Below are 16,685 nucleotides of genomic sequence, written 5' to 3' on the forward strand. Positions count from 1 at the left end.
GTGGGAGAATTTAGCGCTTTGTTTTAATTTGCTTTAATAAGTCGAACAGATTCTCGGATGTTCAGCCGCGGAACGATTTGCTGATGGACGATTGGCTCTTGGGGATGGGCGATTCGATGGACCAATGTTCGAATCGCCAACTGGCCCATAAACTGCAGATCGGTAGCGATATTTGTCAATTGAGGAATCGCCATGCGTGTAAATTCAGTTTCATCAAAACAAATCACACTGATATCTTGGGGAATCGTGTAACCAGAAGATTGAAGATAACTGTTTAACATGAAAGCTAGCCCAGAATTCACGCAAAACCATGCATCTGGCATTTGTTTTATATTCTTTAAGCTGTTAAATAAAGCACCTTGAGATTCTTCAATTTCTGTGATTTCAATCGTAGGATCATTTGTTAGATTGTGTTCTCGTAAAGCCCGTTGATACCCGCGATAACGCTCAAGATAGCTGGGAGAAAATGCTGTATCACCAATAAAGCCAATTCGCTTCATTCCATTTTCAATCAGAAGTGAGATGGCTTGGAACGTTCCGTCGGTGTTTTTTGTCAAGATGGCATCTGCTGTGAGTGAAGGATCATGGTGATCGATCAATGTGACAGGAAGCCCAGTATCAATTACTTTCTTGATGTAGGCATTTTTACTATGAGACAGGATCAGGATACCGTCATACTTTTTTAAGTTTGGCGGAAGCTTTAGGCTAAGTAAGTCTTCCTCTGTAATGGTATAAGTATCAAGTTTGATCGCTGTTTTTTGAGCTTCTACTTCTGCACTTTTAACGATCTCGCCAAAAAAACTCGTTTGAGAAAAAGCAAATTCGGTTGCCATCAATAAGAATGACATCGTGGTATCTTCATTCATCGTTTGATAACGATAGCCTAATTCATCTGCTTTGTTTTTAACGAGTAATTTGGTTTGTTGGCTGACACCAGGCTTATTTCTCAACGCCTGTGAGACAGAATTTTTTGAGATGCCCAATGCATCGGCAATATCTTGCATAGAGGCTTTTTTCATATTTTCACCTTATTTCTCCTAGTCTTATATTGATTATACCATAATGTTACAAAATTAATAGCCTAAAATAATTACAAAAGTAATGTTGTAATTATAATTACGTAATGTTTACAATTAAAATGACGAGTGGTATGATGACGGTGTAAAAAGAAATCGCTTACTATTTAGGAGGAACGATCATGAAAATGAAAAAAATGCTTTTTGGTATTGCTGCGGTAGTGGCAGGGACAGTTTTATTCACTGGTTGTAGCAATCAATCAAAAGAGAGCGGTTCTGGGGCAACTGATGGGAAGACAAAGATTACTTTTTGGGCTGCACCCAATCCAACACAATTGAAGTATTGGCAAGAAATGGCCGCAGACTTTGAGAAACAAAATGAAGACATTACAGTTGAAGTTTCTCAAATGAAGGAAAGTCCATCTTCTGAAGCAACAATCCAAAGTGCGATTGCTTCTAACACCGCACCAACATTATCTGAAAACATCAATCGTAGTTTTGCTGCCCAGTTGGCTGCTAGTCAGGCTATTTTACCATTAGAAAAACAAGATTCTTTCGATACGATCGTCAAAGCTCGTAATATGAGTCAAACCATCGATAGTTGGAAATTCTCTGATGGTAGTCAATACGTGCTACCTGTTTATTCCAATCCGATTTTGTTTGGCTGGCGATTAGATAGTTTGAAAGAATTAGGCTTTGATGAAGTGCCAAGAACCTATTCAGATTTATTGAAAGTCGTCGACAAAATCAAAGGAACGGACAAAGCACTTTGGGCGAAAAAAGACTTAGCAGATCCAACGGCTTGGATGCGTTGGTTTGATTTCTTCCCACTCTACAATGCGGCCAGTGAAGGTGCGAGCTTTGTCGAAAACAATCAATTCACAGCTAATGAAGCAGCCATGACAGATGTATTTGGTTTGATGCATACATTAGCGGATGCAAAAGTACTGCGCACCGGTGAAGCAACGGATCCCTTTGAAAACGGCGATAGTATTATGACCGATTTGGGTCCTTGGACGTTCCCTAACTGGGAAGAAAAATACCCAGAGCTGAAGTTTGGTGAAAACTACACGGTTACTACGCCTGTGGTACCTGATGCTTTAGCGGATGCAGAACAAGTATCCACCTATGCAGATGCTAAAGGAATCGTGATGTACGCCCAAGCAACAGAAGAAGAACAAGCGGCAGCGATGAAATTCTTGGAATTTGTTTATTCAGATGAAAACAACGACATGAAATTACTAGAAATGACTTCGCTTATTCCAGCGCGTGATGATGCAACAGAAAACGATACTTTCAAAGCCTACTTTGAAGAAAATCCAGCGATGAAAGTCTACGCAGAGAATGTACCGTATGCGGTTCCAGCAATGGACAACGAGAAATACAATGACATTCAGCAAGTATTTGGCGAACAAGCATGGGTGCCAGTTGTTCGGGGTGAAAAAGATGCGAAAACAGCTGTGAGCGATGCGAAGACGGCTGTCGAAGGGGCGCTTCAATAATGAGTAAGAACACAAAATTGGGCTGGTCATTTACCAGCCCCTATCTGATTTTTACATTAATTTTCTTTCTACTTCCTTTATTTTGGTCATTTTGGCTAGCATTAACGAGTTGGAATATGATTTCACCGACCGTTGAATTTGTTGGATTTCAGAATTTTATTGATGCGATAAAAAGTCCAGCGATCCAATCTGCATTCGTCGTTACATATAAATTTCTGATTATCTTTGTACCAATGGCGCTGGTTCTTTCGATGGTTATTGCACTATTAGTCAACAGCCTGCCAAAGCTGAAGGGGTTATACATGGTGGCTTTCTTCTTGCCTTATCTGTCAAGCGGGGTTGTCACTTCTTTGATCGTCAAAGGATTGCTTTCCTACAACGGTCCCTTTAATACCTTCTTGCGAACGAGACTAGGCTGGGATATTGATTGGCTAGGTAATCCCCATGCAGCCATCATCATCGTTTCTCTGATGATCGCTTGGAAGATGTCTGGCTACTATGCGCTGATCCTAATTTCGGGCTTAGGGAATATCAACAAAGAAGTGTATGAAGCAGCGGCAATCGATGGTGCGAGTCCTTGGACAAGGTTTTGGAAAATCACCTTTCCCATGTTGTACCCAGCATTCTTTACGGTTACAGTTCTGGCGGTGGGGATCAGCTTTGGTATCTTCACAGAGGTCTACCAGTTGACAGGAGGCGGACCAAACTTTGCGACCAATACATGGCAAATGGAAATCTACAATCAAGCCTTTGTTAATTTGAAATCCGGCTACGCGTCTGCAGTTGCACTAATGGCTTCTGTCGTTACTTTTGCATCTATCGGCGTTATTCGGAAGTTACTAGAAAAGTGGGGTGAAAAAAATGGTTGGCAATAAACGAACGAAGGGAAAGAACAGTGTCCTATATCTAGTAACCACCCTGGTGATGCTCCTCATGACGTTTCCTTTTGTCTATCTTGTTTTGCACTCGTTTGCTGCTTGGGATCAAGTCGATCGAAAAATTATCCCGACCACTTTTAGCTTACGTTCTTGGACGTGGCTGTTTGGCGGTTCTGCCACTTCAGCAGATGTTCCTTGGATCGGTGCATTCGTGAATACAACGATCGTGGCTACGATCGCAACGTTTTTAATGATGGTCTTTGCATTGATGGTAGGGTATGCGCTTGCCAAAATCGAATTTAAAGGGAAGAAATTCGTGAATCATTTTATTCTCTTTCAAATGTTTTTCCCAGCGATCATTTTGCTGATCCCCCAATTTCTAATGGTGACCAAAGTGGGATTATTGGATTCTTATGCTGGAATGATCATTCCGACTGCAATTAGTTTATGGGCGATTTTTATGTATACCAACTTTTTCAAAGCCATTCCCGATGCGTTGATCGAGGCTGCAAAGTTGGATGGGGCAACGGAAATGCAAGTGTTATTCAAAGTGGTATTGCCAATGTCTAAGTCGATCACAACGGTGATTTTTCTTTTCCTATTCACGGATCGTTGGACGAACCTGCTTTGGGATATGATCGTTTCAAAGAGTGATGCGACTGTTACGCTGAATGTCTTGATTTCGCAAATGTTTGGGCCCTATGGGACATATCCAGGACCAATGTATGCAGCCTCTGTGTTGCTCACGTTACCATTGATCCTTTTGTTTTTGATTTTTTCAAAACGATTCCAAGATGGGATGCAATTTACACTGAAGTAAGGAGTCCAACGAATGTGGTGGGAAAATGCTGTGTTTTATGAAATTTATATTGCCTCCTTTGCAGATAGTGATGGGGATGGAATCGGCGATATCAATGGGATTCGCAAAAAATTGCCTTATTTAAAAGAATTCGGTATAGATGCCCTCTGGCTAACACCATTTTATCCGTCTCCTAGAGTCGATAATGGGTATGATGTCTCCGATTATTGTGCGGTTGATCCTCAGTATGGTACTTTAGCCGCTTTTGATCTCCTTGTGGAAGAAGCGCATCAGCTAGAAATGAGAATTATCATTGATGTCGTAGTTAATCATACTTCTACCAAACATCCTTGGTTCATCGAATCAGCCAGTGGCAAAGAACATCCAAAGCGAGACTGGTATATTTGGCGGGATCAACCAAACAACTGGGAAAGTTTTTTTGGTGGATCTGCTTGGAAGTATGATGCGGCTACGGACCAATATTATTACCATAGCTTTGCCGAAGAGCAAGCAGACTTGAACTGGCAGAATCAAGAAGTGAAACAAGCCGTTTTTGATGTCTTGCAATTTTGGCTAGGCAGAGGTGTCGATGGGTTCCGTTTTGATGTCATCAACAATTTGACGGTCAGTGATCAATTTATTGATAATCCAGTGAGAAAAGATGGGAAACAAGATCATTGCAATGATGTGAACCAGCCGGGGATCAAACATGTGTTAAAGGAATTAAATCAGTGGATCAAAACAGTCGATCCGTCAATTTTTACAGTGGCTGAAATTAGCTCGGATCAACTAGCACGGATCAACAGTTATACAGAAGATGGATTGTTCGATACTGCATTTCATTTTAATTTGGGCAGCATGGAAGAATTGGATCTTGAGAAACTAACTAGAGATTTTAAAGAAATGAGTCAACAAAAGAAAATTCCTACGCTGTTCTTTAACAGCCACGACATGAGCCGTTCATGGCAGCGACTGGCAAAAGAAAACCGCGACATCTATCGCTTATTGACCGTGTTTCTGTTGATCAATCGTGGCATTCCCTTTTTATTTCAGGGAGAAGAACAAGGTGTCGGTGACTATTTGCCTCAGCAGCTAGCTGATATCAGGGATATTCAAGCAAAAAATAAATACCAAGAAGAACTGATTTTAAGAGGAAAGTCACACGCTTTAATAATGGCCAACCAAGTGAATCGTGACCGCTCGAGGGGCATGCTTCCGTGGCTATCAAATCAGCAAAGCGGTTGGATCGGATTGGCAGCGGTGAACCAGGAGGCGAAGGGGATTTTGGCAGATTATCAAAAACTGATTCGGTTGCGAAAAACAGAAGGACCTTTTACAGCCATCCGCAACATTGAGTTAACAGGAGATTGCTTGAGTTATCAAACGGAAAGCCTACAAATTATTTTAAATTTTGGACAGCCGATCAAGCACTCGTTAGAAGGAAATCGAAAGACCATTTTTGGAAATGGCATGTTAAGTGAAGATGGTCACTGGGTTCATCTGCCGGCAAAGGCATGTTGGATTGGAAAGGAGCAGCTATGATTTATATCAAGCAATTATTGCAGGAGTATCGAAATGAGAAAGCCAAAGTAGTCAAAGAAGCCGCAATTTTGCGATTCAGCGGTGTGGGTGATCAAGATGTTTATAATATCACTGCCCCTTTTGAATTGTCGGGGAAAGAAGTGATTGCAGGTCGCATTGAATCAAGAGACAGTGAAGTTTCCACTGTCAGTTTATTTGAAGAGGTTGAAACAAACAGGTGGACACTAATCGCTGATAGTATCGAACTTTCTTTACAGGATCCTTTTTATACCCGAATTGACGGAAAAGTCATCCTTGGGGGGGTTGAAGTTGTTTTTCTAGAAGATGGCACAGCGAATTGGCGTACGGTTTTTTATCACTTGGCGACTCTTTCCGAAGCAAAGAAAATCTTTGAGGGGCCGTGGGGGATGAAAGACTTGCGCTTGAAACAATTATCTTCTGGAGAAATCCTAGTGCTGACACGACCGCAAGGAACTAAAGGTGGCCGAGGCAAGATAGGTGCAACGATCGTTTACGCGCTTAGTGATTTGACCATTGAAATAATTACAGAAGCCCCGTTACTGTCTGACCAGTTCTGTGAAAGCGAATGGGGTGGCGGCAATGAGATCCATGAGATTGATGGCGACATTTGGGTCTTAGGCCATATCGCGAATTTCGATGATCAAGGAAATCGTCATTATTATGCGATGGTTTTCTGTCTGGAACGAAATCAATTTGCTATGACACAGGCAAAAATTATTGCAGAAAGAAACGATTTCCAACAAGGACCAATGAAACGCCCAGATTTAGAAGATGTCGTCTTTAGCGGCGGACTTCACATTTACGAAGATCATATCGTGCTATATGCTGGTATCAGTGATGCAGGCGCGCAGAAAATCAAACTAGAAAATCCATTTAGATAGAGGTTAAGCAGATGAAAATAGAACGTTTTAATGAAAATCCATTGATCACTCCCGCAGATGTGAAACCATTACATGAAGGGTATGAAGTGATTGGCGCCTTTAATGGTGGAGTAGCAAAATACAACGATGAAGTCTTACTTTTATTACGTGTGGCAGAGCGCCCAATCTCTGACGACCCTAACGTTATCAAAGCGCCTGTATTTGATCCAAGAACACAAACGATGGAAGTATTAACATTCCACCGAGATGATCCGGATTATGATTTTGACGATCCGAGAATGATCCGCAAAAAAGACAAGTTGGATAGTTTTGTCTATCTGACATCTCTTTCTTATATTCGAATTGCCCGCAGTAAAGATGGGCATCATTTTACGATTGATGAGGAGGCATTCTTGTATCCTTTCAATGAATATCAATCATATGGCATCGAAGACGCGCGATGCACACAGATTGGCGATACTTACTATATCAACTTTAGTTCTGTCTCACCAATGGGTGTTTGTGATTCATTAGTAGCTACCAAGGATTTTCAATCCTATCAAGATTTAGGGAATATCTTTGCACCAGAGAACAAAGATGTGCTGATTTTTCCAGAACAAATCAACGGGCGTTATTACGCCTTACACCGTCCTTCTCTGAAAAGTATTGGCAACTATGACATTTGGATTGCTTCTTCGCCAGATTTAGTTAGCTGGGGACAGCACCGACATTTACTAGGGATTCGTGAAGATTGTTGGGATAGTGGGCGTGTAGGTGGAGGGCTAGTTCCTATTAAAACCGACGAAGGCTGGCTGATTATTTATCATGGTGCGACTCCCGAACATCGCTATTGTATGGGCGCAGCATTAGTAGACTTGCAAGACCCAACAAGAGTCATTGCTAGAAGCCAAAAACCAATCATGGAACCAGAAGCCGATTATGAGAAGAATGGGTTCTTCGGCGATGTCGTCTTTGGCTGTGGTGGTATTCTAGTTGCTGATCAATTGACGATGTATTATGGCGTAGCAGATACTTCAATGGCTGGCTGCACCTTGTCGATTGCAGAGATTCTCAAACAATTAAAAGAGGAAACAAAATGAATTGGCAACGAAAATATCAAGAATGGTTAGATTATCCATCTTTGGAAGCAAACTTGAAAGATCAGCTGCTCGCTCTGTCTGATCCTGCTGTGATAGAAGAACACTTTTATGACTATTTGGCTTTTGGGACAGGGGGGATGCGGGGAGAGCTAGGTGTTGGCATCAACCGAATCAATGACTACACCATTAAGCGGGCAGCACTTGGATTAGCTCGCTATGTTCAAAAAGCGCATGCTGAACAACAGGGGGTAGTGATTTCTTTTGATAATCGACATGGTTCTAAACGATTTGCGGAATGGACCGCTCGCGTATTAGCCAGTCAGGGGATTCGGGTCTATTTATCTGATCAATTACGTCCGACCCCGCAATTGTCTTTTCTAGTTCGGTATTATAAAGCCTTTGCAGGTGTCATGATCACTGCGAGTCATAATCCTAAGCAATACAATGGATTTAAAGTGTATGCTTCGGACGGCGGTCAAATTACACTAGGAACTGCCGAAGAATTGATGAGAATATTAGCAAGTATTCAAAATGAATTAATGATCGAAGCGGATTTATTGTCAACTTATGTCGAGCAACAGTTGATTGATATTTTTGGGGAAGAAGTAGATGCGTTTTATTTAGATCAATTGATTCAGGTGGCCCAAAATCCTGAAAGGATCCGCCATTTTGGATCACAGCTTTCAATGGTTTATACCCCACTTCACGGTACTGGAAATGTATTGATACAAAAGGCCTTTCAACGCTTGGGATTTACGAATCTTCGGACAGTGAAAGAGCAAGAACTGCCTGATCCTGATTTTACAACTGTCTCTTCTCCTAATCCAGAAGACCAACAGGCGTTTACTCTAGCATTGAAAGAGGCTCAAACACAGCCAACACAGCTAATTCTAGCCACAGATCCAGACGCGGACCGCTTGGGTGCTGTTGTACGTAAGGACGGACAGCCAGTCTTTTTAAATGGCAATCAAATAGGGGTGTTATTGCTTGATTATTTGGTTCGAGTAAAACAAGCAGCAAATTCATTTATCGCAAAAACGATTGTAACATCTGATTTAGGGGCAAAAATTGCCGAAGCTTATGGCATTGAAGTTAGAAACACGTTAACAGGATTTAAATTTATTGGGGAACAAATCCAATTATCAGAAGAAACAAAAGATAAAACGTTTCTTTTCGGCTATGAAGAAAGTTTTGGGTACCTGGTAGCCCCATTTGTCAGGGATAAGGATGCGATTCAAGCAGCTGTATTATTGGCTGAGACCGCACTGGACTGTTTCCTTTCCGGAATTGATTTAGTTGATCGCTTGAATGAAATCTATGACCGTTATGGTTATTACGAAGAGCAATTAGAAACAAAAGTTTTTCCCGGTAAAGATGGACTGTCGCAGATGAGTCAGCAGTTAGATCGTTTAAGATCACTGTCATTTTCTCATTTGGGGGATTTTGTCTTAATGGCCAAAGAAGATTTCCTGACTTCTGAACGGTGGATGGCCGGTCAATCAATCGAAAAAATTACATTACCATCATCCAATGTTCTAAAATATATATTTACCGATGGTTCGTGGGTCTGTCTGAGACCTTCAGGTACAGAACCAAAGTTTAAAATTTATTATTCTGTCAATGCGTCAAATCAACCATCCGCTACACAGAAGATGCAGCAGTTGCGAACAGCTTTTCATCAGCTGTTAAAATCTGAATAAAAGACTTCCAAAAAAGTGTCCTCCAAAAATTGGGAGGCACTTTTTTTCAGAAGATTTATATTTATAATAATGAGAATTTTTTGCTCCACGGTTCATGAACGACTAGCGTTCGCCATTGCAATCAGTTGATTTTCCGATGCTAAAGGGGCGCTGATAGAAATAATTTGATCAAATTTATGAATGTTTTCTTCCAGTGGATGATGACTGACCATCACAACCGTCAACTCGTTGTCTTCCAAAAGGAGATTCTCAATGAGCAACGTATTCTTTTTATCTAATGAAGAGGTTCCTTCATCAAAGAGGATGACTGATTTTTTTTGAATAAAGGCTCTGGCTAAACCAATGCGCTGTTTTTGTCCACCGGAAAGATTGGTACCGTTGTTTTCAACTACTTTGTCAATATTATCTACAAAATCTGCCGCGGCTTTATTCAATGCTTCGGCTATTTCTGTGTTTGCGTAGTTGTTCCAAAGAGCGACATTTTCTTTATAAGAAGTGTTGAACAAATAATTGTCTTGGTCGATATATTGAATAAAAGAGTGGCTATCCACATCTATCAACTGATGACCATCCACCTTTATTTCACCTGAATAGCCTTCCAAATCACCAATCAAAATTTTTAATAAAGTACTTTTTCCGCTGCCACTATCACCCGTGAGGAGATATTTTCCCCCTTTTTTTATGTCTAAATTGAAATTTTCTAGGATCGGGAGATTTGCGTCATAGCCGAAAGATAAATTTTCGATTCGTATACAATCAGTGAATTCGTTGTAGGTTTTTTTCGTGGCGCGAACGATTGGCTTATCAACAAAAAATGTTTCTATGACGGGCTCTATGGATCTTAGTTCCATGGCCGATTGACCTACCAACGATACAGAGTTAAAGATGTTTGCTGCTAAATTGCCACTGGAACTAATAGCTCCAATCGTCGTTTGTCCGATAATTGCCAGAAAGCCTGTCACAATATCTACGACTACTTGACTCAATAAACTAGAAAAAGCAATGAGGTTCATAATCTTGTGATTTGTTTTTGCAATGGCAACCTTATTCTCAGAAAGGTCTTGAGAGTATTCGGTAATCTTTTTTGGAATTTCTGCCAGCCTATTATTGTAACGGAAAACGTTGTAACCTTTTAAGATATTGGCAATCCTTTTTGTATAAGAGGAATTACTAGTAGATAACTTTTGTCCAAGCGCCACAAGAACTGTCCCGAATTTATTAGGGATATAAAGGATCAATCCCGTTAAACCAAGGACCAAAACGACCAGCCAAAGGTTAAAAAGGGCCAATGCAACAATTGAGAACAAAATCAACCATCCGTTAGAAAAAAGACGATATAAACTCATCACGCCCTGCGTTTCGATTTGTGTGATATCATTTGTCAGCTTCGACACATAGCCATCAGCCGTGATTTTATTGAAGTCTGCTAATGGGACTGTCTTGATAGAGTCAGCTTCACGTTTTCGCAATGAAAGACTGATTTTTTGTAGTTCTTTCTCCTGATAAACTGAAAATAAATAGTTTGAGCAGACATAAATCAGCCAAAGAATGAGAATCACTAGGTCCCAAAAAAGAAATTGGCTGATATTTCTGGCAAAGATAGCATTAGTGGCAAAAGCCAGTAGATAACTTGGCAGAACGCGTAAAAAGGATAAGAGGCCTGACAGCAACAGCATTTTAAGAATATTGCTTTTATAATGTTTATAGAGTGTTTTCACTGATGATCCTCCAATCTCTGTCGGATACAATCCACTAAGAATAAGACGCCGATTTCCCCTGTGAGAAATCTCGCTTCTATTCTTGAATTGGTGCAGTCCGGGTATCGATTCTTTCCTTTGAAATTGACCTTGTAGGATAGTAGATTCGTTAATAGAGAGTTGTAATCGTTTCTTTTGAGATTATTTGTCAGAACTTTCAAATAGGCGATACCACTAATACCGTATCCAAAGCTGACATTTGAAGAAACCAGTGGCAGTTCTTTTATTTGCTCAAAGGTTTCATTTTTCATGGCTTCTTTCCCTAATCCACTTCGCAAAACATACCATTTTGCCAGTAGCATACCGGCTTTACCATTTGCCAAATAAGGTGATTTATTCGCATTTCTTTTACTGATTTGCGGGAAATGTGTCTTGCCAAATTTTTCTGTATAGTTCAGCCAATCAGTAAGACTCTGGAGTATTCTTTCCTCACGAAAAAAACGATAAGCTTCCACCAATGAACAGACGATCATTGCTGCACCATCAAGAAGCCCTTCTCCCTCAACCCCATCAATTTCTGAAATAAAGCTGCCATCTTGATTCTGAGAACCGATTAATTTTTGTGTCCAGAGGTGAATCATTGGTTTCAATCGATTGATCGTTTGTGCTGGACTCATAACCAAAACAAGAATAATCAAGTGAGCATAATCAGCCAGACCGGTTTTATTTACATGTCCTATTTTTTCAAAAGAGAAATCTACGTTATTTGTAAAAGTTATTTTTTGATTGTCCATTAAATAACTGAGATATGCCAAAATGAATAGTTCTTTTTCGTTTGCTAAGTCTGTTAAATCAACCGAACTGCTTTTTGATTCGATCAAATGAACTGCATTCTTATCCACGTTGGAAAGAGCATCAGCTAATAGATTTTCTTTTATTTCGTTATACGCTAATGAGACGGCTTCAAGTGGGTGGGTGCACATAAGATGGAGCTGGATTTCAAGGTTCGTCGAATGAGGTCTCAATAGTAAATTGCTGATCAGTGAATAATAACGAGGGTCTAGCTGATAATGACAAGCAAAAAGATAAAATGTCTCCAGTGCTGCTTGCTGATCCAATTGCGCCAGTTGGTTTGTTCCGATGAAAAGGTTAATAATCAGGAGCCCTAAGGAAACATAATCTCGCTTCATTCTGTCGATTGAATGATCCCCATTATCAAAACCAGGAGTCTTTACGATGTAATCGTATTGTTCAAAAGCAAAGCTTCCACCTTCAAAATCTATGATTACTGGCTGTCCGTCTCGTAACATAATATTAGTATTGGAAATGTCATGAATCGTGATTCCAAATTTATGAATCGCTACTATCATTCTCATTAACTCGATGATTATCTTTTGAGCATCCTGGCGATAGCTGCCAGTAAGATCGTCGAAATACACTTCTTCAACTACTCGATCTGAGAACTCAGAGAGGGTGGGTCCTTCAATAAATTCGACTACCGTAAAATAATGCTCCCACTCGTAAAAACTGTCATAAACCTTTGGGCAATACTGCGGAAAAAGGTTAAAGAAGGCTATTTCTTTCTTGCGCATGTCAATACAATCACCTGATGAAGAGGATTCGATATAGGGGCGCGCTTCTTTAATAATCACCTTTCGATTGCCGACAGTATCCGTTCCTAAATATACACCGCCAGTATTGGAGTAATGAACAGCTGTTTCTACTTTGTATCTATTATTCAGCAATGCAGATGGGTTCTCTTGTTGTGAACTATCATGAAAAGGATCTTGTACAAAAGGCGGCTGAGAATAATAAGGCAACCGTTTGTCTTCGATAATAGAGCCATCGGGACAAATTAATTGCTTTCTTTCTGTCTCTGATTCATTTTCGTCCGCTCGACAACGTCCATACCTGTAGTAGAGGACTTTACAATCTTTATATCTCTTGTCTGAAAGAATGTAAGGTCCCTGAAAATCATTTAATCGGGTATATAACTTTTCGCACATCACAACAAACTTCTCCAAAGTTGAGGGATAGATTGTGATGAACTTTCCTGAATAGGCTCTAGGGGTACTTTTAGAAAGGTTGTTTGTAAACTGATCAAGATTCTTCAAAAATTTCATATCTACATCATTTTCGATACAGCATGAGATACATTCGCTCAGTATCAAAAAATAATTAGTATAAGTAGCTGAAACATGAATTTTCCATCCTTGCTTGGGAACGTTCTGGTTAATGTTTAAATAAGTAAATGCTTGATCTGTATATGTATTTTTTAGATCAGGATAGATGAAGTGGAATGTATTGATGAAATCCATTGATTCCCTCTTTTCTTGACGTATTGATTCATTTTTTTTGAAAAACTGGCTTTATTCCCCTTTTGCTCGACAAGGATCAAACCTAAGCAAGGGGGACTTTGACATCTCTTTGTATCTAATTAAAAAAGAATAGAATGACCAAGGGGGGAGTATTCTATTCTTTTTTAATCGCATTTATTTTGTTGCTGGTACTTTTAGTGAGATTTGACATTTAAACGTAAAGATTGAATTTGGAGAAACGGCAGAATCTTCTTTAAATGCTTGTAAGCTTAATACTGTATTCATCTGAACACCACCTTTCCACTTGTTACCGTTACTATATCATCGGTAAATGTTCCCCTGTTTTTAAAAATGTATAGTATACTATACGTGAAAAGGAGTGGTCAGATGAAGGCGTATGGCCCATTGATCAGAAAAATCAGAATGTCGAAACACTACACTCAAAAAGAAGTTTATTCAGGTGTAGCTTCCCGCAGCTTTTATGCGAAATTTGAAGCAGGAGAGTATGCGATCGAAGCATTTAAATTCAAGCGTATCTTAGAAAATATGAATATGAGTGAACCAGAATTTTTCTTCCTTTATGATAAGGAGAATCCTGCAACTAAACGAATCACGATTAGAGACGTCATTGCTATTTACTATGACTTCAATCTGCATTCTGTCGATAAGTTATTAGTGATCTATAGGGACAATAAAACGTCAGAGATAAGCTCAGATCGGTTGATCAGCTCTGCAGCATATGCTTTGGCTTGGTCACTAAAACCGACCATCGATCACTGGCCTTTAGTGACTTTAAGAGAATATTTCACACGTCTTGAGAGTTTTTCAATGATGGAACTGGAATTGTTCATTACAACTTTTTTTATCTTTTTTGATGAGGAAGAACGAATTAAGCCATTACTCTCAAAAGCGATTGCTGCCGCAATCACTTGGTGGTCGCTTTACCCAGAGTTGATTGATCGACTAATCGGCGCATTGTATGTCAATATGATTCAATACTTGATTACAAATAATGAGTTAGAGAAGGCATCACTCTTAGATAAAAAATTGACGGAATCGTTTACTGATTCAACCTTCTCTCTGACCACGCAACTCTACTTTACTTTTTTCAAAGCTTTTCTAGCAGAAGATCGCGCAGAAGTAACGAATATCTTAAGCTTGCTCAGAAAGAATGATCGACAAACTTATACCATTCTTAGTAAGATCATCCAGTCGACAGCTTTTAGAAAAATTCTCGATATATCTTCGTAAGCAGGCTGCTTAAAGGAGGGGCTAGTGAGCAAAAAGACATTGACCGCTACCTAACTGTTTTCGTTTCTGACTCGGGGAGTAGTGGCTGCCGGTCTGTTTCCACTCGTGCTAGTTGATAGAAGGATCAACTAGCTTTTTTGTTTGCCCTGCTGAAGTAATCATTGGTGGGAGTAAAAGTCTGAGACGGAACGCTGCTTTTCCAGCGCCTGGTTGGAGATTATTTTCTAAAAGGATCAAAGCGATTAGCGAAAAGAGCTATCGAACGAGCAGCAATATGGATCACGTGTGTTCGAATCGCTGTTTTGATTCACTGTTGAAGGTAGGGGAACAAGACGCAACCTTTCTTTTTTTACATCAAACATGTCGCCTCATTTTCTAAGTGGTAGGCGATAATTAAAGGTGCAGAAAAAGTGAGAGAGGTGTTGAGTATCTCGTTGGAATAAAGCAGAACAATTTTATGTATTTTAGTAAGAAACCAGAGGCTGTTTTTTCAGACAAAAATTCAAATAGATTATTTCAGGAGGCGAGTTAGATGAAGCGCTATGACATTAACCGAGATTGGGCAAATTCAGGAGTGATTGAGGCTGGGAATTTAGTCTTTGTTGGCTATTGTGTCGGAAATATCGGACAATCGGTCGAACAACAAATAATCGGTGCTTTCGATCACTTGGAAGAACGGTTGAAACTAGCGGGACTTACGTTAGCAGACGTGGTCCAAATGGACGCTCTTTTCAAAGATATCTTTGATATTCCGATAATGGAAAAAATCATCAAAGAAAAATTTAATGGACAATACCCTGTCAGAAAGTCTATTCAGACTTCTTTTGCGCACCGTGGTGAGGTAGGCATCTTGTTTCAAGTGGATGCCATCGCATTTAAAGGAAAGGACTTTGAATAATAAAAGAGCTGAATTAGTCATTCAATTCTAAGATATTCAACTCAAGAAGGGGATTTGCTTCTAGAGTGCTTCCCCAGATCAAAAACAAACGGATTCCTCGGTAAACAACGGACGTTGATTTAACCGGGGATTTTTTAATAGAATCTGATGAAAATTTCGTGAATTTTTTTACAATAACAATGCAAAATCAAAAACGATGGTGTTATAATCGTTGATGGAAATGTGAAGGAAATCACTATTGTTTTTATCAGAAAATCTATTGGAAAAGTAGGGATCAAAGAGTTATGCACACACCAGAAGAAATTATGGACATTAGTATTCATCTAGGCACCAAAAAAGTACAAAAACCGATCATTGCGAAACTTATTTTAGGATTTATCGGAGGGGCTATGATCTCTCTTGGCTATTTAGCCTATGTTAGAGTCTCTGCCTCTATTCCAGAATCACTTTCAAGTCTCACCAGTCTAGTTGGAGCAGCGGTTTTTCCAATCGGATTGATCGTCATCCTGCTTGGGGGCGGTGAATTGATCACAGGGAATATGATGGCGGTAGCGATTGCTTTTATGGATAAGAAAGTCACGTTTCTGCAACTAGTGAAAAACTGGCTGATCATTACCTTAGCTAATATGGTCGGTGCGATCTTTGTGGCGTATTTTTTTGGTCACTTTGTTGGATTGACAAGTTCAGGAGTTTATTTAGACCAAATCATTCACCTTGCTGATCACAAAATAGCTGCGTCTTGGTTACAAGCAATTGGTTCTGGTATCGGCTGTAACTGGTTCGTCGGTTTAGCATTATGGTTGTCTTATGGTGCGAAAGATGCGGCTGGGAAAGTATTGACGATATGGTTTCCAGTCATGATTTTTGTTGCCATCGGGTTTCAGCATAGTGTGGCAAATTGTTTTGTCATTCCAGCAGCGATCTTCGAAGGCCACGGCACATGGTTGGAATTCTTTGCGAATTTTATTCCTGTCTATATTGGGAATATCATCGGAGGTGCGCTATTTGTATCCGGCTTTTACTATGCCAGCTACAAACATCATTAAGAAGTTTTCGAATAACAACACAATCCTATTCGTTCGTTGATAATGAGCTTTTTATAT

General features: G+C 40.0%; 13 protein-coding genes. 10 read left to right on the plus strand and 3 right to left on the minus strand.

Annotated elements, in window-relative coordinates; genetic code table 11:
* Nucleotides 1–23: 23 nt before the first annotated feature.
* Nucleotides 24–1,019 (minus strand): LacI family DNA-binding transcriptional regulator, encoded by a 996-nt coding sequence (locus IGJ28_RS13280; protein WP_252711594.1) that lies wholly within the window; start codon nt 1,017–1,019, stop codon nt 24–26.
* 179 nt (nt 1,020–1,198) lie between these two features.
* Between IGJ28_RS13280 and IGJ28_RS13285 the strand changes: the two genes are divergently transcribed.
* The 7 genes from IGJ28_RS13285 to IGJ28_RS13315 are packed head-to-tail and all read left to right on the plus strand — an operon-like array spanning nt 1,199 to nt 9,418.
* On the plus strand, nt 1,199–2,518 hold the full coding sequence (locus IGJ28_RS13285) for an ABC transporter substrate-binding protein (protein WP_252711593.1): 1,320 nt from the start codon (nt 1,199–1,201) through the stop codon (nt 2,516–2,518).
* Complete coding sequence (locus IGJ28_RS13290; protein WP_003125478.1) at nt 2,518–3,393, plus strand: carbohydrate ABC transporter permease; 876 nt, start codon at nt 2,518–2,520, stop codon at nt 3,391–3,393. The genes IGJ28_RS13285 and IGJ28_RS13290 overlap by 1 nt, the downstream gene beginning before the upstream one ends.
* A gap of 58 nt (nt 3,394–3,451) precedes the next feature.
* Nucleotides 3,452–4,216 carry a carbohydrate ABC transporter permease gene (locus IGJ28_RS13295; protein WP_021150439.1) on the plus strand — a complete coding sequence of 255 codons (765 nt, stop codon included), beginning with the start codon at nt 3,452–3,454 and terminating at the stop codon, nt 4,214–4,216.
* Nucleotides 4,217–4,228: 12 nt separating this feature from the next.
* Nucleotides 4,229–5,737 (plus strand): alpha-amylase family glycosyl hydrolase, encoded by a 1,509-nt coding sequence (locus IGJ28_RS13300; protein ID WP_252711591.1) that lies wholly within the window; start codon nt 4,229–4,231, stop codon nt 5,735–5,737.
* Complete coding sequence (locus IGJ28_RS13305; protein WP_252711590.1) at nt 5,734–6,639, plus strand: DUF1861 family protein; 906 nt, start codon at nt 5,734–5,736, stop codon at nt 6,637–6,639. The genes IGJ28_RS13300 and IGJ28_RS13305 overlap by 4 nt, the downstream gene beginning before the upstream one ends.
* 11 nt (nt 6,640–6,650) lie before the next feature.
* Nucleotides 6,651–7,718: a BtaManbiosPhlase gene (locus tag IGJ28_RS13310; protein ID WP_103300152.1), complete on the plus strand. Its 1,068-nt coding sequence runs from the start codon at nt 6,651–6,653 to the stop codon at nt 7,716–7,718.
* Complete coding sequence (locus tag IGJ28_RS13315; protein WP_252711589.1) at nt 7,715–9,418, plus strand: phospho-sugar mutase; 1,704 nt, start codon at nt 7,715–7,717, stop codon at nt 9,416–9,418. Before IGJ28_RS13310 ends, IGJ28_RS13315 begins: the two co-directional genes overlap by 4 nt.
* Nucleotides 9,419–9,510: 92 nt before the next feature.
* Here the strand turns inward: IGJ28_RS13315 and IGJ28_RS13320 are convergent, their stop codons facing one another.
* Nucleotides 9,511–11,136 (minus strand): ATP-binding cassette domain-containing protein, encoded by a 1,626-nt coding sequence (locus IGJ28_RS13320; RefSeq protein ID WP_195957370.1) that lies wholly within the window; start codon nt 11,134–11,136, stop codon nt 9,511–9,513.
* A complete protein-coding gene (locus tag IGJ28_RS13325) occupies nt 11,133–13,121 on the minus strand; it encodes a hypothetical protein (RefSeq protein WP_438845448.1) in 1,989 nt (662 codons plus the stop codon). Before IGJ28_RS13325 ends, IGJ28_RS13320 begins: the two co-directional genes overlap by 4 nt.
* Nucleotides 13,122–13,820: 699 nt before the next feature.
* Between IGJ28_RS13325 and IGJ28_RS13330 the strand changes: the two genes are divergently transcribed.
* From IGJ28_RS13330 to IGJ28_RS13340, 3 genes are all read left to right on the plus strand, one after another.
* Nucleotides 13,821–14,684: a helix-turn-helix domain-containing protein gene (locus tag IGJ28_RS13330; RefSeq protein WP_252711587.1), complete on the plus strand. Its 864-nt coding sequence runs from the start codon at nt 13,821–13,823 to the stop codon at nt 14,682–14,684.
* 532 nt (nt 14,685–15,216) lie between these two features.
* Nucleotides 15,217–15,582: a RidA family protein gene (locus IGJ28_RS13335; RefSeq protein WP_005470422.1), complete on the plus strand. Its 366-nt coding sequence runs from the start codon at nt 15,217–15,219 to the stop codon at nt 15,580–15,582.
* Nucleotides 15,583–15,866: 284 nt separating this feature from the next.
* Nucleotides 15,867–16,628 (plus strand): formate/nitrite transporter family protein, encoded by a 762-nt coding sequence (locus IGJ28_RS13340; protein ID WP_005470423.1) that lies wholly within the window; start codon nt 15,867–15,869, stop codon nt 16,626–16,628.
* Nucleotides 16,629–16,685: the final 57 nt, after the last annotated feature.

It is taken from the genome of Enterococcus sp. AZ091 (assembly GCF_051714805.1).
Taxonomy (GTDB): domain Bacteria; phylum Bacillota; class Bacilli; order Lactobacillales; family Enterococcaceae; genus Enterococcus_D; species Enterococcus_D gallinarum.